Origin of the sequence: Brevibacillus sp. TJ4 (genome assembly GCF_044627595.2) — a bacterium.
Classification (GTDB): Bacteria; Bacillota; Bacilli; order Brevibacillales; family Brevibacillaceae; genus Brevibacillus.
In genome coordinates, this window is the sequence record NZ_CP185865.1 from 2,521,552 (window position 1) to 2,546,792 (window position 25,241).

General features: G+C 53.2%; 25 protein-coding genes. 1 reads left to right on the forward strand and 24 read right to left on the reverse strand.

Annotated features, from left to right (window positions below; all coding sequences use genetic code 11):
- Positions 1–18: 18 nt before the first annotated feature.
- From sigF to mce, 23 genes are all read right to left on the reverse strand, one after another.
- A complete protein-coding gene (sigF, locus tag ACAF76_RS12320) occupies positions 19–774 on the reverse strand; it encodes an RNA polymerase sporulation sigma factor SigF (RefSeq protein WP_400163847.1) in 756 nt (251 codons plus the stop codon).
- 11 nt (positions 775–785) lie between these two features.
- Positions 786–1,238 (reverse strand): anti-sigma F factor, encoded by a 453-nt coding sequence (spoIIAB, locus tag ACAF76_RS12325; protein WP_400163848.1) that lies wholly within the window; start codon positions 1,236–1,238, stop codon positions 786–788.
- On the reverse strand, positions 1,238–1,588 hold the full coding sequence (gene spoIIAA / locus ACAF76_RS12330) for an anti-sigma F factor antagonist (RefSeq protein ID WP_400163849.1): 351 nt from the start codon (positions 1,586–1,588) through the stop codon (positions 1,238–1,240). Before spoIIAA ends, spoIIAB begins: the two co-directional genes overlap by 1 nt.
- Positions 1,589–1,739: 151 nt before the next feature.
- Positions 1,740–2,924: a D-alanyl-D-alanine carboxypeptidase family protein gene (locus ACAF76_RS12335; protein ID WP_400163850.1), complete on the reverse strand. Its 1,185-nt coding sequence runs from the start codon at positions 2,922–2,924 to the stop codon at positions 1,740–1,742.
- A gap of 163 nt (positions 2,925–3,087) precedes the next feature.
- On the reverse strand, positions 3,088–5,157 hold the full coding sequence (locus ACAF76_RS12340) for a methyl-accepting chemotaxis protein (RefSeq protein WP_421616746.1): 2,070 nt from the start codon (positions 5,155–5,157) through the stop codon (positions 3,088–3,090).
- A gap of 134 nt (positions 5,158–5,291) precedes the next feature.
- Positions 5,292–6,251, reverse strand: coding sequence for an ABC transporter ATP-binding protein (locus ACAF76_RS12345; RefSeq protein ID WP_400163852.1), 960 nt, complete (start codon positions 6,249–6,251; stop codon positions 5,292–5,294).
- Positions 6,252–6,266: 15 nt separating this feature from the next.
- Positions 6,267–7,271: an ABC transporter ATP-binding protein gene (locus ACAF76_RS12350; protein ID WP_400163853.1), complete on the reverse strand. Its 1,005-nt coding sequence runs from the start codon at positions 7,269–7,271 to the stop codon at positions 6,267–6,269.
- A 16-nt stretch (positions 7,272–7,287) separates the two neighbouring features.
- Complete coding sequence (locus tag ACAF76_RS12355; protein WP_400163854.1) at positions 7,288–8,202, reverse strand: ABC transporter permease; 915 nt, start codon at positions 8,200–8,202, stop codon at positions 7,288–7,290.
- A 3-nt stretch (positions 8,203–8,205) separates the two neighbouring features.
- Entirely contained in the window at positions 8,206–9,141 is a 936-nt protein-coding gene (locus ACAF76_RS12360) for an ABC transporter permease (RefSeq protein ID WP_400163855.1), read from the reverse strand.
- Between the two features lie 248 nt (positions 9,142–9,389).
- On the reverse strand, positions 9,390–11,033 hold the full coding sequence (locus ACAF76_RS12365) for a peptide ABC transporter substrate-binding protein (RefSeq protein ID WP_400163856.1): 1,644 nt from the start codon (positions 11,031–11,033) through the stop codon (positions 9,390–9,392).
- Positions 11,034–11,127: 94 nt separating this feature from the next.
- Positions 11,128–11,598 carry an Lrp/AsnC family transcriptional regulator gene (locus ACAF76_RS12370; protein ID WP_400163857.1) on the reverse strand — a complete coding sequence of 157 codons (471 nt, stop codon included), beginning with the start codon at positions 11,596–11,598 and terminating at the stop codon, positions 11,128–11,130.
- 321 nt (positions 11,599–11,919) lie between these two features.
- Positions 11,920–13,224, reverse strand: coding sequence for a pyrimidine-nucleoside phosphorylase (locus tag ACAF76_RS12375; RefSeq protein WP_400163858.1), 1,305 nt, complete (start codon positions 13,222–13,224; stop codon positions 11,920–11,922).
- A gap of 38 nt (positions 13,225–13,262) precedes the next feature.
- Positions 13,263–14,072: a purine-nucleoside phosphorylase gene (locus ACAF76_RS12380; protein WP_400163859.1), complete on the reverse strand. Its 810-nt coding sequence runs from the start codon at positions 14,070–14,072 to the stop codon at positions 13,263–13,265.
- 59 nt (positions 14,073–14,131) lie between these two features.
- Positions 14,132–15,304 carry a phosphopentomutase gene (gene deoB / locus ACAF76_RS12385; RefSeq protein ID WP_400163860.1) on the reverse strand — a complete coding sequence of 391 codons (1,173 nt, stop codon included), beginning with the start codon at positions 15,302–15,304 and terminating at the stop codon, positions 14,132–14,134.
- A 153-nt stretch (positions 15,305–15,457) separates the two neighbouring features.
- Positions 15,458–16,345, reverse strand: a complete 888-nt coding sequence (gene xerD / locus ACAF76_RS12390) for a site-specific tyrosine recombinase XerD (protein ID WP_400163861.1) — start codon at positions 16,343–16,345, stop codon at positions 15,458–15,460.
- 84 nt (positions 16,346–16,429) lie between these two features.
- Positions 16,430–16,666, reverse strand: a complete 237-nt coding sequence (locus tag ACAF76_RS12395) for a DUF4227 family protein (RefSeq protein ID WP_400163862.1) — start codon at positions 16,664–16,666, stop codon at positions 16,430–16,432.
- 191 nt (positions 16,667–16,857) lie between these two features.
- A complete protein-coding gene (locus tag ACAF76_RS12400) occupies positions 16,858–17,322 on the reverse strand; it encodes a Fur family transcriptional regulator (protein ID WP_400163863.1) in 465 nt (154 codons plus the stop codon).
- Positions 17,323–17,416: 94 nt separating this feature from the next.
- Complete coding sequence (spoIIM, locus tag ACAF76_RS12405; RefSeq protein WP_400163864.1) at positions 17,417–18,043, reverse strand: stage II sporulation protein M; 627 nt, start codon at positions 18,041–18,043, stop codon at positions 17,417–17,419.
- A 69-nt stretch (positions 18,044–18,112) separates the two neighbouring features.
- Positions 18,113–19,285 (reverse strand): endonuclease Q family protein, encoded by a 1,173-nt coding sequence (locus tag ACAF76_RS12410; RefSeq protein WP_400163963.1) that lies wholly within the window; start codon positions 19,283–19,285, stop codon positions 18,113–18,115.
- Between the two features lie 4 nt (positions 19,286–19,289).
- Positions 19,290–19,853 (reverse strand): NUDIX domain-containing protein, encoded by a 564-nt coding sequence (locus ACAF76_RS12415; protein ID WP_400163865.1) that lies wholly within the window; start codon positions 19,851–19,853, stop codon positions 19,290–19,292.
- A 158-nt stretch (positions 19,854–20,011) separates the two neighbouring features.
- Positions 20,012–21,205 (reverse strand): DUF3866 family protein, encoded by a 1,194-nt coding sequence (locus tag ACAF76_RS12420; RefSeq protein ID WP_400163866.1) that lies wholly within the window; start codon positions 21,203–21,205, stop codon positions 20,012–20,014.
- 139 nt (positions 21,206–21,344) lie between these two features.
- Positions 21,345–22,460, reverse strand: a complete 1,116-nt coding sequence (locus ACAF76_RS12425) for a M20/M25/M40 family metallo-hydrolase (RefSeq protein WP_400163867.1) — start codon at positions 22,458–22,460, stop codon at positions 21,345–21,347.
- A 138-nt stretch (positions 22,461–22,598) separates the two neighbouring features.
- Positions 22,599–23,024: a methylmalonyl-CoA epimerase gene (gene mce / locus ACAF76_RS12430; RefSeq protein ID WP_400163868.1), complete on the reverse strand. Its 426-nt coding sequence runs from the start codon at positions 23,022–23,024 to the stop codon at positions 22,599–22,601.
- 147 nt (positions 23,025–23,171) lie between these two features.
- On the opposite strand from mce, the gene ACAF76_RS12435 reads away from it, so the two are divergent.
- Positions 23,172–23,342, forward strand: coding sequence for a hypothetical protein (locus ACAF76_RS12435; protein WP_400163869.1), 171 nt, complete (start codon positions 23,172–23,174; stop codon positions 23,340–23,342).
- A gap of 108 nt (positions 23,343–23,450) precedes the next feature.
- Here ACAF76_RS12435 and ACAF76_RS12440 read toward each other — a convergent pair whose 3' ends face one another.
- Positions 23,451–25,181, reverse strand: coding sequence for a copper amine oxidase N-terminal domain-containing protein (locus ACAF76_RS12440; protein WP_400163870.1), 1,731 nt, complete (start codon positions 25,179–25,181; stop codon positions 23,451–23,453).
- Between the last annotated feature and the right edge of the window lie 60 nt (positions 25,182–25,241).

Sequence of the window (25,241 nt, forward strand, 5' to 3'; positions counted from 1 at the left end):
ATCCATCCGGGATACGCGTCAGTGTTCAATTTGATCCTTGATCGTCTGCAGGATGCGCTTTTCCAGCCGCGAGACCTGCACCTGGGAGATGCCCAGCCGTTCGGCTACTTCGGATTGCGTCTGGTCCTTGTAATAGCGCAGATAGACGATCAACTGCTCCCTTTCGCTCAAACGGCTGATTGCGTCTTTCAAGGCGATCTTCTCAAACCATTTGTTGACGCCATCATCAGCAATCTGGTCGATCAAGGTAATCGGGTCCCCGTCATTTTCAAAGACGGTTTCATGGATGGAAGACGGTGCCCGGCTTGCTTCCTGGGCAAAGACCACTTCCTCCGGGGTAATCCCGACCGCCTCCGCCACTTCGGCAATCGTCGGCCCACGGCCAAATTGCTTGTACAATTCATCTTTGGCACGCCTCACCTTGTTTGCCGTCTCTTTGAGCGAGCGGCTTACCTTGACCGTGCCGTCATCCCGCAAGAAACGCTGGATCTCGCCGATAATCATCGGCACGGCATACGTCGAGAAGCGTACGTCATAGGCCAGGTCAAACTTGTCAACAGCTTTGAGCAAGCCGATACACCCGATCTGAAACAGATCATCGGCTTCATACCCGCGGTTGATAAAGCGCTGGACGACGGACCAGACCAGCCGGATATTGCTGTTCACCAAAAGCTCGCGAGCCTCGGTATCTCCCGCTTGGCTTTGGGCGATCAATTCTTTCACTCGGTCATTGGTCAAGAATGGTTGACTCGCATTTTTGATATCGGCACCCATTGGCACTACCCCTAATTTTGCAAGGCTTTGGCAAACGATAGGCGTTTCGTCAGACGGACCGTGGTTCCTTTTCCTACGGACGTCGCCACTTCCAAAGAATCCATGAAATTCTCCATAATCGTAAAGCCCATCCCCGAGCGTTCCAGCTCAGGTTTGGTCGTGAACAAAGGCTGCATCGCTTGCTCGACATCTTCAATCCCTTTGCCGTGATCTTCTACCACCACATCAACGGTTCCATCTTCTATTCGCACGCTGATATGTACCACACCCTCCGGATTTTCGTCATACCCGTGGATGATCGCGTTGGTCACTGCTTCCGAGATCACCGTTTTGATTTCTTCCAGCTCATCCATCGTAATGTCCAGTTGCGAAATAAACGAGGCGACTGCGACGCGGGCGAATGCCTCATTTTGGCTAACAGCAGCAAATGATACCGTCATAAAGTTCGACTGTACCTTGTTCATTACGCCACCCCCAGGATATGAAGTGCTTCTGCCTCGTTTTCACGAAACTTGATCACTTTGAACAATCCCGACATCTCGAAAATGCGGTAAATCGTCGGATTGATCGAGCAGACGTACATCTCGCCCGAACGAGCGGAGATTTGCTTGTATCTGCCGAGGATCACCCCGATGCCGGAACTGTCCATGAACGCCAAATCTGCAAGACTTAACACGATATGGCGAACTGGGGAGGTACGTAGAGCTTCATCTACTTTGCTGCGCAACTCTTCTGCCGTATGATGATCCAATTCCCCTTGCAAACGAATCACCAGCACATCTTGTCTGGTTTCCATCGCGATGCCCAAACTCATAGCTGACACACTCCTTCATCCCGTAGTGACAATCTCTTTCTGCTTCCCGCAATCCATTTCCTGCCAGGCGACAAAAGAACAAAAAAATCGAGCAGCCGTAACCAAACATTCGAGGCGACTCGATTCTTTTCGCGTTCTGGATGTCCTCTTGCTAGTAGCTCAATACCTTCTTCGTTGTCCGCTTGAGAATCTCCCACATGCCTGCCTTTTCTACCGCCTGTTCCGGGTATAGATCGATTCGGTTTACTTCTTTTCCGTCTTTGGTACGGATGAAAATATGGCCCACCACCTGGTCTTTGCTGACAGGAGCGTTGAGCGTCTGATCCAGCACGACCTCCTGCTGATAGTCTTCTGCTTTCTCGCCTTTTTTCATCAACAGGCTGACGGCGTGCGGCGTAACCACGTCGACTTGCGGCTGTGCGCCTTTATCCACGGTAATTTGCTGGACCGACTCCCCTTTTTTGTACATCGGCTGCACCTGGAAATGGCTGAATGCGTAGTTGAACATCGTCGATACTTCATTGTTGCGTGTTTTGACGTCTGGCTCACCCATTACAACAGCGATGACCCGCATGTCGTTTCGTTTCGCGGTCGCCGTCAGGCAGTATCGCGCTTCCTCGGTGTAGCCTGTCTTCAGGCCGTCCACACCTTCGTAGAAACGGACCAGCCGATTCGTATTCACAAGCCAAAACGGATTGGCTGTATCCTTGCGCAAGTAATCCTGGTAGGTTCCCGTAAATTTGGTGATAAGCTCATGCTTGAGCAGTTCCCGGGACATGATCGCGATGTCATGCGCCGAAGAGACGTGATTTTTGGCAGGCAAGCCGTTGGAATTGACAAAATGGGTGTTGTTCATGCCCAATTCTTTAGCCCGCTGGTTCATGCTGTTCACAAACGCTTCCTCTGTGCCGCTCAAATGCTCGGCCATGGCGACCGAGGCATCGTTGCCTGAGGCGATGGCGATTCCCTTGATCATGTCTTCGACGGTCATCTCCTCGCCCGGCTGAAGGAAAATTTGCGATCCGCCCATGGAAGCTGCCCGCTCGCTCGTACGTACTTTGTCGGTCAGCTTGAGCTCCCCGCGTTCGATCGCTTCCATAATTAAAAGCAGCGTCATCACTTTGGTGATGCTGGCTGGCGGGAGCTGCTCGTTCGCATTTTTTTGAAACAAGACCGTCCCCGTATCGGCTTCAATCAGAACAGCAGAGCGCGCTTGCGGTGCAAAGTCGGTCGATTGGGGAGGCGTTGGCTTCTCTTTGGCGAAAACAACCGCCTTTGGAGAAAAGAACGTGATGCACATGATGAAGCATAGAGCGAGATAACCTATCCGTTTCATAACAGTCTCTTCCCTCCATTCATGGTTTTATTCTCACCAACTGCCGAGGAAAATATTCACAAATTCCTGCCCGTTTTGCAAAAGAAAGAGGGTACCAGCCAGCAGTCGCCTGCCAGCGGTACCCCCTCGTACGAGTCGGTTGGATGTGCAAGGTTTTTTGTTGTCAGATGACGAAGCGGCTTACGCTCTTGGTCAAATCATCCGCCATTTTCTTCAACTGCTCCACGTTTTCGTTGATGCGCGCGATCGAGTTCAACTGCTCGTCCACGGTCTGCACGACGCCCGAGATCGACTGCTTGATCTCATCGGAAGTCGCCGCCAAACGCTGAATCGAGTGGGTGACCACCTGGTTGCCGGCGGCCATTTCTTCTGCTGTCGCGCTCATCGACTCGCTTTGCTCGGCTGCGTACTCGATATCCGAAACGATGTTCTGGAAGGCCGTGCCCACCCATTCGACCGACTTCAGCCCTTCGCCGACCATGTTGACGATTTCGTCCATATGCGTACTCATCTCCATCGCTTCATCGTTGATGGAATGAGCGATCGCAGCGATTTTCTCGGAGAAGGCATTGCTTTCTTCGGCCAGCTTGCGCACTTCTGTCGCGACCACCGAGAAGCCACGTCCGGCTTCTCCTGCGCGAGCTGCTTCAATCGCCGCATTCAGCGCGAGCAGATTGGTTTGCGAAGCGATGCTGCTGATCATCTCGACGATGCTCGTAATCTCCCGGGCGCGCTCACGCAGGCTGTGCATTTGCGCCGCTGTTTTTTCCACTTCGCTGGAAGCCTGGCGCACGGTATGGACGACGTCGCCGACCATCTCCATCCCGTTCTGGGCCCGTTCAAAGGTACGTGTCGTCGCGACTGAGGAAGATTCAGCCGCAGAAGCGACTTGCTGTACACCTTCGGAAATCTCGGAAACGGTCTGGGCTGTCGCCTGTGCTTCGTCTGACTGGGATGACACCTGATCGGCAATGGTGGAAATATTGCTCGTAATGACCTGGATCGCATCCTTGTTCTCTTCGGCGAAGCGGGTCAGTTCATCCGTGGCATTGTTCAACTGCACAGCTTGTCCTTGCACCAGTGAAATAAGTTTGCGCAGCTCTGCCGCCATGTCGTTCATTTTCTGCCCGACCATCGCCAGCTCGTCGTTGCCCTTCACCTGTACTTTCACGTCGAATTGCCCGGAGCCGATTCGTTCCATGTCTTGGGCGATGGCGTACAGCGACGTGCGGATACGGCGTGCGAACCACCAGATCAAGCCTGTCGCGACGAGCACAAACGGGATCGCCAGCAGGACGAAGTAGCCGATCATTTCGTTTACTTCGCCGTACACCTCATCGACGCCGGTCGAGAGTACGACATTCCAGTTCAGCAAAGGAATCCGTGCAATGGCCGCAAACGCATCCTCGCCTTGAATCCGGTATGTCAGGCTTTGGCTTTCTTCATGTCCCAGCATGGCCATCATATCTGTATACGACGGATCTTCTGCCAAAGAGAGCTGGTTGTTATACTCCGGATTTTGGTGCGAAACAACCAGCCCGTCCGGTTTGATGACAAAGGCGTAACCGTTTTGCATGAACAAAATATCTTGCGTATCTTCAAGCAGTTCCCGGATGACAAAAGAGACGACGAACATTCGCTCTTTGTTGTCGCCGACCGGAGTCGCCACATTGAGGAACGCTCTTTCTGCGCCCTTTGTAAACTCGCTGTCGGAAATGCTCGTTGTTCCCGTCTCCAGCGCCTTTTGAAAATAATCTGCGTTGCGGAAATCAATGTCGGATTTCCCGGTCAGTCCGTACAGGGAATTTCCGCTCTGCGTATCGACGAGGAAAATGCGGACGATGTCTTTGTGCGCTTGCATCAGCATGCGGAACTCTTCCATGATCAACGGCTCCATGTCCGTGGACATGATGCGTTTTTCTGCCGATTCTTCGACCGAAGAGACGATCGAGCCGACCCAACTGTTCATGCTGTGGGCATGCTGTTCTGCCAGCATTTTCGCCTGGTTGGAGGTAATGCTCATCAGCGTGGACTTCGACAAGGAAATAGCGATCGATTCCAATGCAACAATAATGGTTAAAACCAAAATAAGTCCAAAAACAATCATTTTCTTGGCAATTGAACCTTTTAGCAGTTCATTTGCGAATTTTGGAATCAGGGAACCGCGTTTGCTATTCTCAGAAGGTGTCATCACTTTTCGTCCCTTTGGAATTGGAAAACGGAATTTTCGCATGATAGTCCCCCCTTGCTATAACCGATACCCTTCAAACAAACAAACCAAACAATTCGAAACCTTTTAAATTTTTAATTATATGTAAAAACAGGAAAGCGGGTCCAAAATGCCTGTCCAGGACCCACTTTGTCTGTTTAGTTGTACAGATGGCAAGCCGTAAAGTGTCCTTTTTCCACTTCTTTCCAGATCGGCTCGCTCGCCGCGCACTCCGGCATTGCTTTCGGGCAGCGCGTGCGGAAATGGCATCCGCTCGGCGGATTCATCGGGCTTGGCACATCCCCTTGCAGAACGATTCTCTCCCGGTTGCGCTCGACTTCCGGATCGGGAATCGGAATTGCCGACAGCAGGGCTTGTGTGTACGGATGCAGCGGCTTTTCGTACAGCGTGTCGCTTTCCGCCAATTCGACCATTTTGCCCAAATACATCACCGCTACGCGATCGGAAATGTATTTTACCATCGACAGGTCATGGGCGATGAACATGTAGGTCAGACCCATTTTTTCCTGCAACTGTTCCAGCAGGTTTACGACCTGTGCCTGTACCGATACGTCGAGAGCAGAGATCGGCTCGTCACAGACGATAAACTTCGGCTCCACCGCCAATGCCCGGGCAATCCCGATCCGTTGGCGCTGTCCGCCCGAGAATTCATGCGGGAAACGGTTCATATGCTCGGGATTGAGGCTGACCAGCGAGAGCAGCTCCTGGATGCGCTCCTTGCGTTTTTGCCCGGTAGCGAGTCCATGAATATCGAGCGCTTCCCCGATGATGTCTCCTACCGTCATCCGCGGATTCAGCGAAGCGTACGGGTCCTGGAAAATCATCTGCATGTTGCGGCGCATCGCCTTCATTTCCTGGTTGTTCAGTCCCATGATGCTCTTGCCTTCAAACAATACGTCTCCCTCAGTCGCATCGTACAGACGCAGGATCGTACGGCCTGCGGTCGATTTCCCGCAGCCGGACTCCCCTACTACGCCCAGTGTCTCACCTCGTTTGATGTCAAACGAAATATCATTGACCGCCTTCAGCGTATTGTCTCCGATCTGGAAAAACTTCTTCAGGTTGCGCACTTCAATCAATGTGTCGCGATTTTCCACTGTTTCTCCTCCCTCTTACGATCCTGTGCGGCTTTGCTTTTGCGCAAGCGGATGCTGCAGCCAGCAAGCTGCCCGTTGCGTTGAGCTGACATCGTTCATCTCAGGGTCAAATTCCTGACATACGCGCATGGCCGATTCGCACCGTGCAGCAAACGCGCAGCCTGTTGGCGGACGCAAGAGGTCCGGCGGCGTACCGTAAATCGGGGTCAACGGTTCATCCCGATTCAGGTCAAGGCGCGGCACGGAACGGAGCAGTCCTTTGGTGTACGGATGCTGCGGGTTGTAGAAAATATCGTCTACAGTGCCCGACTCGATGACTTTTCCTGCGTACATGACGATGACCCGATCGCACATCTCGGCTACGACGCCCAAATCATGCGTGATCAAAATGATCGAAGTGCCTGTCTTCTTTTGCAATTCTTTCATCAAATCCAGGATTTGTGCCTGGATGGTCACGTCGAGAGCGGTAGTCGGCTCGTCGGCAATCAGCAGCTTCGGGGAGCAGGACAGCGCGATGGCGATCATCGCCCGCTGTCTCATCCCGCCAGAAAACTCGTGCGGGTACTGCTCGACACGCTTTTCCGGCTGCGGTATGCCTACCATTGTCAGAAGTTCAATTGCCCGTTTGCGCGCTTCCTCACGCCCCAGCTTCTGGTGCTTGACCAAACCTTCGATGATCTGGCTGCCAATCGTCATGGTCGGATTGAGCGACGTCATCGGGTCCTGGAAAATCATCCCGATATCTTTTCCGCGGATCGCTTCCATTTCTTTGTTAGATTTCTTAACAATATTTTCTCCATTGAACAGGATTTCACCTTTTTTGATTTCACCCGGAGGCATCGGTATTAATTTCATCAAGGTTTGTGCCGTTACGGATTTCCCGCAGCCGGACTCCCCTACAATCGCGACAGCTTCACCGCGATTTACGTGAAAATTGACGCCTCGCACTGCCTTGACTTCCCCTGCATACGTGTGGAAGGAGACATGTAGGTCTTTTACATCAAGTATTCTATCTTTCATAATAATCCTCCCCCTCTTATTTGCGCAAGCGTGGGTCTACAGCATCACGCAGACCGTCACCCAACAGGTTGAACGCCAGAATGGTCACCGAAATAAATACAGCAGGGAACATCAGACGCCATGGATAGTAACGCATCGCCGACAAGCCCTCTTCGGACATCGTTCCCCAGGAAGCGATCGGGGCGGATACGCCCAACCCGATGAAGGAGAGGAAGGACTCGGTGAAAATCGCGTTGGGAACCGTCAGGCTAAGCGTAACGATAATCGGACCCAAAGCATTCGGAATCAGGTGTTTGAAGATCAGCCGGCGGTTGTCAGCTCCGAGTGAACGTGCCGCGAGCACAAATTCCTGCGTCTTTAGCTGCATCAACTGTCCGCGTACAATCCTCGCCATCCCGATCCATCCGGTAATCGACAAGGCTATAATAATCGTCAGGACGCCCGGTCCCATCCATACCATCAGCAAAATGACAACCAGCAGATACGGAACAGCGTACAGAATATCGGCAATCCGCATCATAATCTCATCTACTTTGCCGCCGTAAAAACCGGCGATTCCGCCCCAGATCACCCCGATGATCAGGTCGATCAGAGCGGCTGTCAGACCTACTTGCAAAGAAATTCTCGCACCGTACCAGATGCGCTCGAAGATGTCGCGTCCGAGGTCGTCGGTACCAAACCAGTGTTCAGCAGAAGGCTTCTGGTTCTTTCCCGAGAGGTCAGTCGTATAGTAGTCGTAGGCTGTAAACCACGGTACACAGATCGCACAGATGACCAGCAAAATAATAAATATCAACGAAGCCATCGCCACTTTATTCATTTTCAGGCGGCGCCATACATCCGCCCAGAACGAGAGGCTGGGGCGCTTGATTTCTTCCGCCTTGCGAAGGTCGATGGAAACCGGCTCAAAATGTTCTTTATTCAACTGCATGAATCATTTCTCCCTTCCTGCGTCTGCCAGCTTGATTCGCGGATCGATCAGGGTATACACGATGTCGACAATCAGTACCATCACAACCAGGATGATCGAGTAGAATACAGTCGTACCCATGATAACCGTGTAATCGCGGTTGGTAATGGAGAGCACGAATTCGCGTCCCAGTCCGGGAACACCGAAAATGCTCTCGATGACGAAGGCACCGGTCAAAATGTTAGCCACCAACGGTCCAAGATACGTCACAACCGGGAGCAGCGCGTTGCGGATCGCATGCTTCACGGTGATGGTAAACGTGTTCACCCCTTTTGCTTTCGCTGTCTTGATGTAATCCTGCCCGAGCACCTCAATCATGTTGGAGCGCGTCAGACGGGCGATAAACGCCAATGGTGTAGCCGCGAGCGCAATCGATGGAAGCACCGTGTACATAAATCCTTCCCAGCGGGCAATCGGGAACAGGCCCAAGCGAATCGCCAAGAAATACTGAAGAAATGATGCCAGGATAAAACCGGGAACCGAAAGTCCCAACACCGCAATCACCATCGCGGTGTAGTCTTGCCATTTGTTATGCTTCAACGCGGCGATGACTCCCAAAATAATGCCGCCGAAAACCGCAATAATCAGTGACTGCAGCCCCAAATGGGCGGAAACAGGGAAACCGCGTTCAATGATTTGGTTGACGGTAGATGATTTTTCTTTGAACGATGGGCCCAGCTCCCACGTCACAATGCCTTTCAAGTAGTTCAGATACTGCTCGTGAAACGGCTTATCCAGCCCATACTTCGCTTCCAGGGCCCTTTGGATTTCTTCCGGAACATTTCTCTCCGACGTAAAAGGTCCACCTGGTACCGCATGCATGATCAGAAACGTGGCTGATACGATCAAGTAGAGCGAGATGAGCATAAAGATGATGCGTTTGCCAAGATAACGGATCAACGAACTTACCCCCTTCAGGTTTTACGTTTGCTTTCACGTCCCATCTTTACACTGCTGACGTGTGACGACACAGTGCAAAAATCGGCTGTGTAAATAACCCAGATTCGATCTCTTGCGAATGTGAATGTTTCTCTCTATTTGGCGGCAGCCGGGCTGCCTTTTCTTTTTATATGGTAGAGGCGCATAAGATAAGGTATATGGACGGCCATATACCTTATCCTGTCGCACTCGTTTCTATTTGGCTGTTCTTACTCGATGTAAGCCCATTTCCAGTCTACGTCGCCAAGACCAGTCATTTGTACGCCTTTGACGCTTTCGTTTTGCACCCAGGATTGCGTGTAGAAGTAAATCGGTGCAATCGGCATTTCATCCATCAGGATAGCTTCCGCTTCAGCGAGGATCTGTTTGCGTTTCTCCGGATCAGATTCAAGCGCCGACTCGTTGAGCTTCGCCTTGAAGTCCGGATGCTCCCAGAACGTATCGTTGTTGCCGCCGTATTTATCCTTGTACAGCTCGAGGAAGTTGATCGGGTCGTTGAAGTCACCCAGCCATCCCATCCGTCCGACTTGATAGTTCCCTTGATGCAGGTCTTCGAGGTAAACAGCCCATTCCTTGTTCTCCAGCTTCACTTCTACGCCGAGATTTTTTCTCCATTGGTCCTGAATTGCTGCGGCGATTTTCGCGTGTGCTTCGGATGTGTTGTAGGAGAGCGTAATCGGCGGCAGGGAGGTGATGCCCAACTCCTGCATACCTTCCTGGAGCAGTTTTTTCGCGGTTTCCACATCGTTGTCCTTGAAGTATCCGCCTTCTTTGAGAGCCATCGACGGTGGTACGGCGCCCATCGCCGGAAGCTGTTCAGCTTGCGTGATGTTGTCGATAATCGACTGGCGGTCGATGGAGTAAGCGAATGCTTTCCGGATTTTCACGTTGTTGAACGGCTCTTTTTCCGTATTAAACTTGTACCAGTACGTACCTGCAATCGGTTTGACGTGCATTCTGCCGGAATCCTTCAACGCCGGAATCGCGTCAGTCGGCAGTGCGCTCATCGGCGATCCAGCCCAGTCCAGCTCGCCGTTTTCAAACATGGACAACTCGGTGTTCTCGTCTTCTACCATCGTGAACTCGATGCGCTCCAGCTTGACGCTGTCAGCATCCCAGTAGTTTTCGTTTTTGACCAGGACCATTTTGTTTTTGTGGTCCCACGATTCCATCTTGAATGGACCGTTTCCGACGTGGGTAGCAGCTTCTGCAGCCCATTTCTCGTTTTCTTGTACGACCTTCGGATTAACCGGGAAGTACGTACGGAAAGCAGTCAGCTCCAGGAAGAACGGTGTCGGGTTTTCCAGTTGCACTTCCAGCGTTTTGTCGTCAAGTGCCTTTACGCCAACTTCATCGAGCGATACTTCGCCCTTGTTCGCTTTTTCTCCGTTTTTAATGTAATAGAGCTGATACGCGTAGTTGGAAGCTGTTTTCGGGTCGAGCGCGCGCTTCCATGCGAATTCATAATCGTGTGCAGTAACCGGGTCGCCATTGCTCCACTTCTGGTCGCGAATTTTGAAGGTGTAAGTCATCAGGTCGTCAGACACCTCATAGCTTTCAGCTCCCGAAAGCTCCGGCTTGTCATCGGCACCGATCCGTGTCAATCCATCAAACGTAGCCAGAATGATGGCACCGGAAGTCGTGTCCTCTGCCAGTCCCGGGTCGCCTGTAGGCGGTTCAGAGTGAAGGTTGATACGCAGCACCTGCGGCTTGGAAGAGGAAGGTGCAGGTGTCTCACTATTGTTTCCGCCTTGTTCAGCCGGCGGTGTCGCCGCTTGCTGACCACCACAACCAGCAAGTGCTGTACTCAATACTGTCAATGAACTGACTACTGCAAATAGGCTCTTTTTCAACGCAATTACCCCCGATACATTATCTTTTTGTTTTTTCAGAAAAAACGAACGATAAGGTGTGCAGCTTGACGTCTGCTGGAGGCATCAACCCCTTTCACTGCAATGTTACTTCGTCATCCTGAACGATTGAGAAGGAGTCCTTGTACTGCTTCAGCTCCAAGGAAACATCGGCAGCCGCAATGCCTTCAATTTGTGAGAGTCGTTCGTTGACGAATGTGATGAGCTCATCATTGTTATGGAAACACGCCTGGATAATCAAGTCGTGCTTTCCGCTGAATGCACCCACAAAACGGACCGCAGAAAACTTGCTGAGCTCTTTGGCTACATGTCTTTGCATGCCCAGCCTTGTGGTTAACCCGATGATCGCCTGAACGTGCAAGCCCAGCTTCTCCGGGTCGGGTTGAATGACAAACTGGAAGACACCATCTTGCAGAAGCCGACCGATTCGGGCGCGGATAGTACCCTCACTGACGCCGAGCTGCTGTGCGATCTCTGTGTACGGTATCCTTCCATCTTCCTGGAGGATCTGAAGGATTTGCTTGTCGATGTGGTCAAGCTTTTTCATAGATACGTTTTTCTTAGAACCTCCAACTAAATTTTACGAATTTCGCAAAAAACCTTAACGATAAAATTGGTTATCATTAAATTAATCTGAATCCGCAGTAGTGTCAACGAAATTTGACAAGTAGAAATATAAAAAATTATAAAGAGCATCCTACCAATAAAAAAATTTTTCTGTAAGATTCGACACTCCCTGTCACTCTATTACAGCGGAATACGTCAAAATAATCAAGAATATTTTTTCGAAAAATGTTTTTTGAAAACATATAAAAGAGGGAAATGAGCATGTTGCGCCCATTCCCCTCTTATCTGAACTTCCTTCCAGCTACTCCACAATCCGGTAAATCAATGTGGTCGGTTCCGGCTGATGCGAGGCGACCGAAAACGCCCCTTCCAGCTCCTGCAACGCCGCTTGCAGCGCCGCTTCCTGATTGGCGTACAACGTCGCTACGGTCTCACCGGCCTGCACCGCATCGCCCTGCTTTTTGTGCAGGACGATCCCGACAGCCAGGTCGATCGGCATTTCCTTGGTCATTCGGCCCGCGCCCAGGACCACCGAAGCACGCCCCACAGCCTCGGCGTCAATTTCCGACAAAAAGCCCGCAGTCGATGCAGTCAACGGATGGGACAGTCTTGCTTGCGGCAGCCTGCCCGGATCGTATACAGCCTGTCTGTCGCCGCCCTGAGCCTCGACCATAGCCGCCAATTTGTCCACAGCCTTGCCGGATGCGATCAGCTCTTCCAGGCGGGCACGGCCAGCCTCTACATCCGGTACCAGCTCGCCCAGGACGAGCATTCGGGCACCGATTTCCAAGACGAGTCGGGTCAAGTCAGCAGGGCCTTTTCCAGCCAATGTATGGATCGCTTCCTGCACCTCCAGGGAATTGCCCACAGCAAAGCCAAGCGGCTGGTTCATGTCGCTGATGACCGCCACCGTCTTTCTGCCCACCTGCTTGCCGATGTCCACCATCGCCCGGGCAAGTCTCTCGGCTTCCTCCAGATTTTTCATAAAGGCACCCTTGCCCACTTTCACGTCGAGCAGGATTGCGTCTGCCCCTGCTGCAATTTTCTTCGACATGATCGAACTGGCAATCAGCGGGATCGCCTCCACCGTTGCCGTCACATCGCGCAAGGCGTACAGTTTTTTATCGGCAGGTGTGAGGTTGCCCGACTGACCGATGACGGCCACGCCAAGCTCGCGCACCTGCTGCATAAACTGCTCCCGAGAGCGCTCCACCTGAAATCCCTGGAACGATTCGAGCTTGTCAATCGTCCCTCCCGAATAGCCGAGGCCGCGCCCCGACATCTTCGCCACAGGAATGCCAGCAGCAGCAACCAGTGGAGCGACGACAAGTGTTGTCTTGTCGCCCACTCCCCCGGTACTGTGCTTATCCACCTTGACTCCTGGCAAGCCCGACAGGTCGAGCTGTTCGCCCGATCCTGCCATCGCCATCGTCAAATCCGCCGTCTCCCGTGCCGTCATGCCGCGAAAAAAGACTGCCATTGCCCACGCAGACATCTGGTAGTCCGGGATGCTTCCGTCGGTATAGCCGTTTACGAGGAATTGGATTTCCGCTGTAGACAGCTCTCCCCCATCCCGTTTTTTTGCGATCAGATCAACCATGCGCATCGCTTGTTCCCTCCGCTCGCGTTACTGGATCGCGCCATTTACAGCTTCGCCAAAATGCCTTGGACCAGTGCCAAAAATTGTGCTTTTACCTTTTCTGTCGTCTCCATAACCTCTTCATGGGACAAAGGCTGCTCCAAAATGCCCGCAGCCATGTTGCTGATGCAGGAAATGCCGAGTACCTGCAGTTGCATATGTTTGGCTACGATCACTTCCGGCACTGTCGACATGCCTACTGCATCGCCGCCCAGCATGCGCAGCATGCGGATTTCTGCCGGCGTCTCGTAGCTCGGTCCAAGCAAACCTACATAGATGCCCTCTCTCAGGTGGATGCCTTGCTCAGCAGCGACACCTTTGGCCAGCTCGCGCAGGTTCTTGGAGTACGCCTCGGACATGTCAGGGAAACGCGTTCCCAGCGTATCGTCATTTGGTCCGATCAGCGGATTGCGCCCTGTCATGTTGATGTGGTCCTGAATCAGCATCAGGTCGCCCGGACGGTACGATTCGTTGATGCCGCCTGCCGCATTGGTCACGATGATCGTTTCCACGCCCAAAAATTTCATAATGCGGATCGGGAAGACGACGTCGGACAGATCGTGCCCTTCGTAGAAATGAAAACGTCCTTGCATGGCTACGACCTGTTTGCCTTGCAGCTTGCCGATCACCAGTTGTCCTTTATGCCCGACGACCGTCGATGCGGTAAAGCCAGGAATTTCCCCGTACGGAATCACAGTCGGATTCTCGATCTCGTCAGCCAGTACGCCGAGACCGGAGCCCAGCACCAGACCAATCGTAGGCTTCTCCGTCAGTTTTGGCAAAATATAGTCCACTGCTTCTTGAAATTTTGACATGGAAAGCAACTCCTTTTTCGTCTTTCTTCTATTAATAATTGTTTATGAAACTTTTATTTTTATAAATCACTCAGGAAACTTTTTCCAATATCAGGGGATTTTACGCCAAAGTTGTCGGCAATTGTTGCCCCAACATCGGCAAAAGTTCCGCGAATCCCGAGGTTGTTTCCTTCCTGCAAATCTTTATGGACAACCAGTAGCGGGACGTATTCGCGAGTGTGGTCCGTCCCGTGATGCACAGGGTCGTTTCCGTGGTCTGCGGTGATGATCAGCAGGTCGTTTTCCTGCAGTGCAGACAGCAGCTCCGGAATACGCGCATCAAACTCCATCAGCGCCTTGCCATACCCTTCCGGATCGCGGCGATGACCGTATTTGGCATCGAAGTCGACCAGATTGACGAAGCCAAGCCCGGTAAACGACTCCTGCATCGTCTTCAGCAGTTGATCCACGCCGTCCATGTTGTCCTTGGTACGAATCGCCTTCGTCACGCCCTCATCTGCGTAAATATCGCTGATCTTCCCGATGGCGATAGAAGCTAATCCCGCATCCTGCAAACGGTTCATCACCGTCGGCGCGAACGGCTTGACGGAGTAGTCGTGGCGGTTGGCCGTACGCGTAAATTGTCCCGGTGTGCCGACAAACGGACGCGCGATCACCCGGGTGACGGCGAATTCGTCGCGAAGCGTCAGCTCGCGGGCAACCTCACAAATCCGATACAGCTCCTCCAGCGGGATGACTTCTTCATGTGCTGCCACCTGAAAGACGCTGTCAGCCGACGTGTAGACGATCACATCGCCGGTCTGCATATGCTGCTCGCCCAGCTCATCCAGAATATCCGTACCGGACGCTACCTTGTTGCCCAGCACCTTGCGTCCGATGCGCTGCTCGAACTCCTCGATCAGCGTTTGCGGAAAGCCGTTCGGGTATGTATTGAACGGCGTCGAAACGTGCAGCCCCATCAACTCCCAGTGACCCGTGGTCGTATCCTTGCCCATCGAAATTTCCTGCATTTTCCCGTAGTGGGCACGGGGGTGCTGTACGGCTGCTACGTTGTGCAATGGTGCGATGTTGCCCAATCCCAGCTTTTCCATCTCCGGCAGGCGAAAGCCTTCCACCCGTTCGGCGATGTGTCCAAGCGTATGGGCCCCTTCATCCCCAAAGCGCGCGGCATCAGGCAGTTCACCGATACCGACACTGTCGAGGACGATCAGAAAAACACGTGAAAAACGCATCAGAAAACGCCTCCCCTATTTTGTCTGCACCGCAGCGTCAGAAACATGGCGGTGCTTCTTGTTGTCGCCTGAGTTGTCAGACGTCTGACCTGCTTGTAACGAAGACTCCCCTCCGCCTGATGTAGACGATGGGGGGTGTTCCCGCCAATACGCTTATGCTCTTGGATGCGTCTTGGCGTAAATGTCTTTGATTCTCGTACGCGTGACGTGTGTGTAAATTTGCGTGGTAGAAATGTCCGCGTGCCCCAACATTTCTTGCACAGAGCGCAGGTCGGCTCCATTCTCCAACAGATGCGTGGCAAAGGAATGGCGCAACGTGTGGGGCGTGATCTCGGCATGAATGTTTGCCTTTTGCGCATAGCGCTTGATGATTTTCCAAAATCCTTGGCGCGTGATTTTTTTGCCCAGGTGGTTGAGAAACAGCGCTGTCTCTCCTCTGCCCTTCAGCAGTTGCGAGCGGCCCGATTGCAGGTAGTTGCGGACCATTTGCACAGCGACAGAGCCGAGCGGGATGATGCGTTCCTTGGACCCTTTGCCCATGCACTTGACAAAACCCATCTCCAAATTGACGTCGGATGCTTCCAGATTGACCAGTTCGGAGACGCGGATGCCGGTTGCGTACAACAGCTCCAGCATCGCCTTGTCACGCAGGCCAGCCGGATTGTTGACCGGCGGGCTGTCCAAAAGACGCTCCACTTCTTCCACGGATAGCACCTTGGGCAGCCGTTTCTCGATTTTGGGCGTTTCCAGATGAATCGAAGGGTCCTTGTCTATGTACTTGTCGCGGACGAGAAATTGATAAAAGGCGCGGATCGAAGCCATGTTCCGCGACAGTGTCGCAGTGGCGCGGCCCTTTTCGCGCAAGCTGAGCAAATAGCCGACGATATGCGTCCGCTCCGAATCCTCAATCCTTGTCACTCCCTGCTCTTGCAGGTACGACGTATACGCTACCATGTCCCGCTGATACGATTCGAGCGTATTGCTTGAAAGTCCTTTTTCCACAGCAAGGAAATGGATAAATTGATCGATCATACTGTCCATGAAGCAGTCCCCTTCGAGATGTTAGGTATCCCGTATTGCTTTCCACATGGGAGGAAAAAATCCTGCTTTTCTTTTGAAAAAGGCTTACTCGCCTGTCATGTAAAAAAGCTGCAAGCGGGCTGCATAGCCATCCAAATCCTCTGGTTCCGTGGCGTTGACCAGCTTTGCCACCTTGACCGCATCCCCGGCAGGCAATTGGTGATGGTCAGGCAAAAGACTTTTCGCCAGCACGGCAATGAGAGCGTAGGACAACAGCGTGCAGGTCACGAGCAACAGCAGGAAACGAAGCACTTCCATCATGCGATAGTAGGGAGTTTTCACCGTATTACCTCCTTGTGCATCTTCCTTCTACCAGACATATGCGCCTGTCCATGCCGCCATGCCCGGATCGCGCGGGAAAAACCTGCCCATTTTGTTTTATGATTCCACACAACAACGCCGTCCATCATTGGAAAAAGTTGGGCATCAAGCAGACAAAAAGAAAAACTTCTCCGTTTCCAGAGAAGCTGCTGTTATTTGAAATCGTCGACATTCACCTTATCGATACAACGGCTGCAGACGCCGTAAAATGTTAAGCGATGGTCGGTAATGTAAAAGTTGTAAACATTCTTGACCTTTTCTTCTGCGGAAACCAGCAGATCTTCAAAAATCTCATCAACGGTTCCACAATGCATGCAAACCAGGTGATGGTGATGATATTCCGCATTATCGTCCCGCAGGTCATAGCGAGCTACGCCGTCACCAAAGTTCATTTTATGAAGAATTTTCAACTCGCTGAGCAACTCCAGCGTCCTGTATACGGTGGCAAGTCCGATTTCGGGAGCTTTGTCTTTCACCAAGAGGTAGACATCTTCAGCGCTGAGATGGTCTTCTTCATTTTCCAATAAGACGCGAACAGTGGCTTCACGTTGTGGCGTCAACTTGTAGTTCTGTGAATGAAGTTGTTGCTTTATTTTTTCTAACTTTTCTTCCAACATTTATGCCCCTCCCCGCTCGCTTGAAACCTGCTCCTATTATAGTAGAGGGGTGTCGAAGAAGTCAAATACATAAGTTCTCAACTAAGAATCATTCTTAATTAAGCACGTATTGCATCAGCCGAGGCGAAATGAATGTCTCAAACAACGAAGCCAGCGCCAATACCCCGAGCATGGCAACGACGAGCGCGGTGTACCCGACAAAATGGGGCATGATCCCGTCCCGTTTGCTTACCAGCCTGGTCTTGATCAGACGCAGCGAAAAGGAAATGCCGCTGACCCCGACGATAAACAGAGCCGGGACGACGAGCAAATTTTGCGGCAAGACGCCCATCATCGCAAAGCTGACCCCTTGCCACTGCATCTGATTGACGAGAAAGCCGACCGTAAAGCCGACGACGACACCTTTTAAAAACAGCATGAGCAAAATCATCGGCAAACCAATGATGGACAAGCCGAGTACCCACATGATCCCGACCGTCTTCGCATAGTGACCGAACGACTCGAAAAAATGGGCTTTCGACGGAGACGTTCCTTGTTCGCTGAGCGAGTTGAAAAAATACTGCAGGAAGGCGAAGAGCTCCTGCTTTTGCGAAAGGGGCAAAGAGTTGACAAGCACGGCCCCGAAAACGATTCCCATCGCAAACAGGACGATGGTAAACCAGTAGAGCGACTGATGTTCCCTGGCATAGGTATGGATAGTTTGTCCGACTCGTGAACGCACGATTGCCGCCTCCCGCTTCGCTGATCTTGATACAGCCTATGCGGACAAGTCCACACCTATGACAGTGAATCACTCATTGCGGATGCGTCCGTACGTGCCGGCACCGCCCGCAGCGATAGACAGCTCTCCTCTGCGCGCGCGGACGATCATCTGTGCGATCTTCTCTGACGCCACGCTCGCCAGCTCCGACTCTGCCGTGCGATGCAGCACGTTCATTTGCGTGCCAAAGGCGGCGTACAGCTTGTCCAGGAGCTTGGGACCGACACCGGGGATGAATTCCAGCGGGATCTGCTCCACATACGGCGGGCGATGGGGAGGATGCACTCCGACCGGCGTATCGGCCAGCTCGTCGATCCTCGCCGCGACACCGCGAACGATCCGCATGTAGCCGCATTCCGGACAGCGGCTGGAGGCGTCGGGCGGAAGCTGCGACTGGCAGTTTTGGCAAGCTGTCTGGTGATACTTGCCCAACTGCGGGTGCAGCCCGTAATTGACGCTGACTTCTCGGCCCTCCTCGCGCCGCAGCGCTTTGCGCCACTCGGCAAAGGAGCGCTCCGCCATCCGCACGGCCTGGTATTCCCTACCGATCTTGCCTGTCGAATGAGCATCCGAATTGGTCAGAAACGTAACCGGATGCAACTCCGAGATCCGATCCGCCATTACTGTATTGGCGCTCAGCCCGAGCTCTACCGCTTCGATCAAAGCCGGGTCGAGCACGTCGCAGAGTGAGTCGGCACAATTGCCGTACAGCCCTTTGTGCGGTGTAAAGACGTGTGCGGGAATGACCGTCCCGCCCAGCATCTGCGCTGTATGCTGCAATTCCCGGCAAGTGCTCTGTATGCGCTGCGAGCTGAGTGTGACGTTTTTACAGCGCTGGCTGAGCCATTGGGTAAACGCGCGCATCGCTTCAAAGCGCGGCAGGTACACCAGAAAATGAGCTTCACCGCGCCCTGCCTCTTTGATCTCCACTTCGCAGCCGAGGATCAGTACGGTGTTTTGGTAGATGATCCCCCCGTCCTCATGCTCCACAGCCACTCCCCGCTCCAGTAAATCGAGCAGCTCCTCCTGTACCTCTGGAGAGTGCGCATCGATGATCCCGATCATTTCCATGCCCTTTTTATTCGACGCTTCGTCCAAAATCCGCGTCAGCGTCATGTGCCGCGATGCGGTAATTTTCACCGGTTTGCCTGAACGCGTGCCGCCGATGTGGATATGCATGTCGCAAAAGTACGGGCGCAGCATCGGATCAGCCACGGCTTTGCAACAAGCGGTTCTCCCAGACGAACAGGGAGACGACTGTTTTTGCATCGCAAATTTCTCCGCTCCGGTGCAGCTTATGCGCTTCTTCCAGGGTCAGTTCGAGGATGTCCACGAATTCATCGTCGTCCGGGCGACTCTCCCCTTTGGTCAAGCCTGTCGCGATATATACATGCAGCAGCTCATCGGCAAAGCCTGGCGATGTATAAAACGAGCTGAGGTGTTCAAACGACGCTGCTGTGTAACCCGTTTCCTCTTCCAGCTCGCGGATGGCGCATTGCAGCGGCTCTTCTCCGGGCTCCAGCTTCCCTGCCGGAATCTCGACGATCGTCTTCTCCAACGGCTTGCGAAATTGACGAACGGCTACCAGCTTTCCATCATCGGTCAAGGGCAGGATCGCCACTGCTCCCTGGTGGTTGACGATCTCCCGCTTGGCTGTGTTTCCGTTTGGCAGCAGCACGTCGTCTACCTTTACCTTGATGATCCGCCCGTCGTAGATCGGCGTGCTGGCGATCGTCTTTTCGTACAAATGGCCGTGTTTGTTGTCGCTCACAGTACATCCTCCTTTTTGGCAAAACGAGTTCTACATTCATCTGTCTGACCATAGTCTGGAATCAGAAGCATGTCCACACCCATTGTATCGGAGGAGATCACAGATGAAAACCTATGTAGACGAAAAGCAGCTTCGCATGGTAGGAAAAGCGTGGGAGATCAGGGCTGCCCTGCGCTCCTGGTCAAATAAAGAGCTAACGCTGCAAGAGTATCTGGCAAGGCGGAGCAATCCCAACCGCCGCTGATTGTACAGTTCATCCAGGCCGCACTTCGCGATAGTTGATCAGCAGCCATATACGCCGCCAAAAAAGGCACCGGGTCCTCGCGCCAGCTTCGGCCCATCGAGGAAAACGGGCGGCCGTAAGCATCTTCCAGTTGTTCCAGTCCATCCGAGTCGGGCAGTTCGGCCCATACAGGATGTTGCGGTTTCATCGCCAGCACACGATCCACCTGCTCTTCCAGCAACTGTCCTCTGGCGTCATCGAGCCGGGGCAGCAGCAAGATTGTCGGCGTCAGTGCAAACCGTGCGAGGATGGACAAGCTGTGATGACTGATGCCGTGATGGCGGCTGCGCGGGTCGGCGAAGCTGAGACGCGGCAAAAACAGCGGCACGCCGCCAAGCGCTGTTACCGCGTGAATCACCTCGGCCAGTTGCACACCAGAAAAACCGTACGGCGTCCCCGTTCCGGCCACCCCCGGCCCCAGCATGCAAACGATCACATCCGCTTTGGCGACATGACGGGCGGCGAGCAGACCACTGTGAATCGTCACTGCTTCGTAGTCTCCCCCCCAGGCGTGTCCGGTAGTAATCACCGCATCGAGCGCACCGCTTGCCCGCAAGCGATCCACATGCTGGCTCATGGCAGCAGGCAGTGACGCGCCATCGGGCATGACGTAGGCGATGTTGAAGGATGGTTGCTGCTGACGCAGACGCAGGACAGAGACGGGCAGCAAGCTGTGCAGCTCCGCGATGAGTACGACAGTCCCCTCCAGGCTCAAATCTTCGCGGCGAAACAGCTCGTGGTAGTCGCTATCCTGTTCTTCGACCGTATCGACGGCAAGCTGCCAGGGAGCGTACCTCATTTTCATCACATGCCCATAGCTTCGCCCGATCACCTGCCGCTCCGTCCATTCATCTGCTTTTCCCACTACGACATGGTAACCGCCTGTCCCCAGTCTCAGGCGTACCGCCGTCGTATTGAGCAGCAGAACATCCCCTTGCCGATAGTCTTCCGCTGCATAGGAGAGGGCAAGCTCCCGCTGTCCGCTGTCCATGAGGCACACCTCGACGATTTGCAAGCCGGAGCGCTTCTCCTTGACCTGTATGACTCTCCCTGCGGCAAGCGAAAGCATCGCCCCTCCTCCTTCCAGATCGCAACTTTCCTATAGTTTATGTATAGCCTGAGGCAGTTCAATCATGCTTGATTCCGGCAATTACCGCAGTAAAAAACCGGAACTCCCGCATCGGGGAATTCCGGCTTTGCTCCGAGTCCTATTCTTGAACCTCCTGGATCACGGCCAGCACGAGCTCGGCTGCCTTGTTCAGCTCCGCAATCGGCATCCGTTCATTTTTCGTGTGAATCTCTTCGTAACCGATAGCGAAATTGACGCTCGGGATGTTGTAGCCGTTGAACACGTTGCCGTCGCTTCCACCCCCGCTGGCCACCAGCTCCGGCTTGCGGCCGATGCGGTTGACAGCGCCGATTGCCTTTTTTACTACCGGCGTATCTTCGTTGAATTTGTAGCCGTGGTACATGAATGTCACTTCGTTTTCGCAAGTCGCGCCCATTTCTGCTGCCGCTTCTTCAAAGGCTGTCGTCATCTTTTTCACTTGCGCTTCCAGTTTGTCCATGACCAGGCTGCGCGCCTCCGACCATACCTCTACGTAGTCAGTGACGATGTTGTAGGCTTTGCCGCCTTCGAATCGGCCGATATTGGCAGTCGTATCGGCATCGATACGCCCGAGCGGCATGCGGGAAATTGCCTTGCTAGCAACAGTAATCGCGCTCACCCCGTCTTCCGGATTGACGCCGGCGTGTGCCGCTTTTCCGTGAATTTTGGTCACGATGCGGTATTGACCCGCACCTGCGACCGTGATTTTGCCGACAGGACCTTCCGAGTCAAGGATGAAGCCCATTTCTGCTTTCAACAGGCTGGAATCCATCGCACGCGAGCCGACCAGTCCCGATTCCTCTCCCACCGTCAAGACGACCTGGATCGTGGGATGCGGCAGATTTTGCTCCTTGAGCGTGCGAATGCCTTCAAAGATCGCGGCAATGCCCGCCTTGTCATCCGCTCCGAGAATCGTCGTCCCGTCGGAATACACATAGCCGTCGCGAATTTGCGGTTTAATGCCGTTGCCGGGCACTACGGTATCCATATGGCTGCTGAACAGGATGGTCGGTCCATTTCCCGTTCCTTCCAGCGTAGCGATCAGGTTGTTGCCTCCATGGCCCGTTTTCGCAGCCGCATCATCCTCTTCCACCGTAAAGCCGATGGCGATCAGTTTTTCTTTCAGGACTTTGTTGATTTCCGCTTCGTTCTTTGTCTCGCTGTCGATTTGCACCAGCTCCAAAAACTCTTGCAACAGACGCTCTTCATTAATCACAGGTGTAACCTCCCCGGCTTGTTCGATTTTGATATGGTATGTACGTGCTTTTTTCAGTATACAGCAAAAAAATTTTATCTACCATCGCAGGTGCGAAACTTGCCCCATCATCAGGAACTGGATCGTACGCTTATTCGTCTATTCGTCGTGGGATTGGTCAGGATATTGGCACAATTCGTACAGCACGCCTTTGGCTGCCTTGGGATGAAGAAACGCGATCTGCGCGTTGTGTGCTCCTGCCTTGGGAGTTTCGTGAATGAGCGGCACGCCTGCTTCCTTCAAGTGCTGCAAACGCTCGCGCACGTCATCGACGTCGAGAGCGATGTGGTGAATACCCTCGCCCCGCTTTTCCAGGAAAGCAGCAATCGGACTTGCGCTGCTAAGCGGCTCCAGCAGCTCGATCCGGCTCTCGCCAATCTGCAAAAATGCCACTTTCACCTGCTCGCTTTGCACCTCTTCCGTCCCCAAAAGCGCAAGGCCCAAATGCTCGGTATAAAACGGCAGGGCATCCTCAATGCTTTTTACCGCAATGCCGATATGGGCAATCTTGTTCGGTGCTGTCATCCTTCTCCTCCCTTTCTGTACGAGCCATTTTCTCAAGATTCTCGGAAAGAACATTGCCACTGCTGTTTGTGTTCGGTACAATTTTGATAGAATCAAGCTGTCCACTTTCGAGAGGGATATCCCCTCTTGCCATTTTAGCACACTCTCATGCGGATGGAGCCGCGTTTTCCCGCATTGACGCATCTGTCAGCATGGTTTCCTATTTTCACGCTCGAGGAGGCAGTTTTCCACATGAAACAATCGTATGTAGCCAAAGCGCTGATCGTTCTTCTCGTCATCTCGCTGGTCGTTCCGATGTTCTTCTACTTTCCGTGGTAGACACCAGTTGGAGGCACGTGACTGTTTCTGTTTTTTTCACAAAAAAGGTGCTTCCCTCGCAGTTTTGCTGCTTGGGGAGCACCTTTTGCTATCGTGATCATGCCTTGTCTAGCGATAGACATAGACGCTGGATGTCTTTGTATCCCAGCCTACTTTATAGCCGAGGTTGTCGGTCACGAAGCGGATCGGGACCATCGGCATTCCGTCTTTCAAGGCGACAGCCGATGTCAGCGTGTGCTCCTGGTCGCCGATTTTCACTTTATTCGAGCCGACGGTAAACTGCAAGACTTTGGTACCGCTGATAATCGAGACGTTCTTTGTATCCCACAGTGTCGTCAGGTTCAGTGCATCGGCGAAGAACTGCGCCGGAACCATAGTGGTGCTGCCGTCTGCCAGGTAAGGCGCTACCTGCAACGCGGATGTCTGGCCGTTTTTCGTGTACGAAGCGGTGTTCAACTGAAAGAGAACCGCATCTGCCGGGACATCAACCGGTTGTGCTGCAGGCGTCGAAGGTGCAGGAGTGCCCGGTGCTGTCGGGGCTGTTGGGACTGGTACAGGCGGCTGTGCAGGAGCAGGCGTGCCGATTCCGACTGCGCGCGCAAACAGAAGTCCTTTTTCTTCGGACGTGTAAACGCTAATGCTGTACGCTTTTTTCTCGGTCGGGGTAACGATATTGGCACCCGCTCCGATCACGACATTGGTCGCTGTAGACGGATGAATGTCCTGAGCCGGGTAGATCAGCACGTTTTGTCCGCGGACGGCTACATAGTCAGCCGCTGCGCCGTTTACCGTGACATGGCTTGTGGCGATAAACGCCGGTACGCGGAACTCTTTCGGGAAGACGAGCTCAATGAAGTCCTGCTGCTTGGCGAGCGGGACGCCCACACCCCTGATCGACACGGTCAGGCCGGTCGCTTGTCCCGGCTCTGTCGTCCCCAAGGAAATAATCGCTGTGCTGTTGTCGACGAGTCCTGGCGTCTGTACCGGCTGATTTGCCGTGGCGGCAGAAATCTCATACGAATCGGACGTGATACTCCGTCCGTCTACGGTCATTTTCAGCTTGTAGCTGCCCGCTTCTTTCGGGTTGAGAATCCAGGCGCCTTCCGAGATGTCTACCTTCACCGTATTCGACTTGGCCACGCTGCCGGGAGCGGTCAGAAACACCTTGTTGCCGGTCGCGGACACCTTCAGTGCGGCCTGTCCGTTGATGGAAAACTGGTTGGCGCTCAAAATGGCCGGAATCATTTCGGCAGAAGGGAACTCGATCGTCACTTCTCCGAGCGGTACCAGTTCCTTGTCGCCCAGATACGCCTCAAATGAATAGCTGGAGCGTCCGCCCGCAGACTTGTCCGAGAGCTTCACCGCAAAGCTGCTGTCCGCCTTGTTGCTGTCGATTTTTACTCGGGCACGAGCGGAACTTTCGTTTTCGGTCTTGACGCGCACGTCGTAGTTTCCTACGCGATCCGGGTTGGTGATCGCGTTCTGGATCGTGATTTCGATTTCCTCATCGGAATCATAGCTTCTGCCGCTTGTGATCGTCAGCTCGTTTTTGCTCAGCTTCACGGTGTTGGCAGCTCTTCCGTTTATGTATACGTCGTTTTTGGAGATTTTGGAGTTGATCGCAAATGCATCGTCAAACGTGATGACGATCTCGTCCCCGCTGTCCAAATACTTTTCCAGGGTAAATGCAATCTCGTAGTCGGATTTTTTGTCGAGCATGTATGTATTGATCGCTTTCACACTCAAATCTTCAACCGCAAAGGCTTGCGGGACAACCGTCAGGGAAGCGGAACCCAGGAGTACCGCCATCGCCAACGGTATGAATTTTTGCTTCATCATCGTCTTCCTCCCATGCATGTACGAGTAGAATCGCGAGAATTGCTCGCCCAATTTCTATTA

What these genes read in the sequence shown, in the direction of transcription:
- sigF (WP_400163847.1), bottom strand. Translation starts at nt 774, where the DNA reads ATGGGTGCCGATATCAAAAATGCGAGTCAACCATTCTTGACCAATGAC.
- spoIIAB (WP_400163848.1), bottom strand. Translation starts at nt 1,238, where the DNA reads ATGAACAAGGTACAGTCGAACTTTATGACGGTATCATTTGCTGCTGTT.
- spoIIAA (WP_400163849.1), bottom strand. Translation starts at nt 1,588, where the DNA reads ATGAGTTTGGGCATCGCGATGGAAACCAGACAAGATGTGCTGGTGATT.
- ACAF76_RS12335 (WP_400163850.1), bottom strand. Translation starts at nt 2,924, where the DNA reads ATGAAACGGATAGGTTATCTCGCTCTATGCTTCATCATGTGCATCACG.
- ACAF76_RS12340 (WP_421616746.1), bottom strand. Translation starts at nt 5,157, where the DNA reads ATGCGAAAATTCCGTTTTCCAATTCCAAAGGGACGAAAAGTGATGACA.
- ACAF76_RS12350 (WP_400163853.1), bottom strand. Translation starts at nt 7,271, where the DNA reads ATGAAAGATAGAATACTTGATGTAAAAGACCTACATGTCTCCTTCCAC.
- ACAF76_RS12355 (WP_400163854.1), bottom strand. Translation starts at nt 8,202, where the DNA reads ATGCAGTTGAATAAAGAACATTTTGAGCCGGTTTCCATCGACCTTCGC.
- ACAF76_RS12370 (WP_400163857.1), bottom strand. Translation starts at nt 11,598, where the DNA reads ATGAAAAAGCTTGACCACATCGACAAGCAAATCCTTCAGATCCTCCAG.
- ACAF76_RS12375 (WP_400163858.1), bottom strand. Translation starts at nt 13,224, where the DNA reads ATGCGCATGGTTGATCTGATCGCAAAAAAACGGGATGGGGGAGAGCTG.
- ACAF76_RS12380 (WP_400163859.1), bottom strand. Translation starts at nt 14,072, where the DNA reads ATGTCAAAATTTCAAGAAGCAGTGGACTATATTTTGCCAAAACTGACG.
- deoB (WP_400163860.1), bottom strand. Translation starts at nt 15,304, where the DNA reads ATGCGTTTTTCACGTGTTTTTCTGATCGTCCTCGACAGTGTCGGTATC.
- xerD (WP_400163861.1), bottom strand. Translation starts at nt 16,345, where the DNA reads ATGGACAGTATGATCGATCAATTTATCCATTTCCTTGCTGTGGAAAAA.
- ACAF76_RS12400 (WP_400163863.1), bottom strand. Translation starts at nt 17,322, where the DNA reads ATGTTGGAAGAAAAGTTAGAAAAAATAAAGCAACAACTTCATTCACAG.
- ACAF76_RS12410 (WP_400163963.1), bottom strand. Translation starts at nt 19,285, where the DNA reads ATGCTGCGCCCGTACTTTTGCGACATGCATATCCACATCGGCGGCACG.
- ACAF76_RS12420 (WP_400163866.1), bottom strand. Translation starts at nt 21,205, where the DNA reads ATGCTTTCGCTTGCCGCAGGGAGAGTCATACAGGTCAAGGAGAAGCGC.
- mce (WP_400163868.1), bottom strand. Translation starts at nt 23,024, where the DNA reads ATGACAGCACCGAACAAGATTGCCCATATCGGCATTGCGGTAAAAAGC.
- ACAF76_RS12435 (WP_400163869.1), top strand. Translation starts at nt 23,172, where the DNA reads ATGCGGATGGAGCCGCGTTTTCCCGCATTGACGCATCTGTCAGCATGG.
- ACAF76_RS12440 (WP_400163870.1), bottom strand. Translation starts at nt 25,181, where the DNA reads ATGATGAAGCAAAAATTCATACCGTTGGCGATGGCGGTACTCCTGGGT.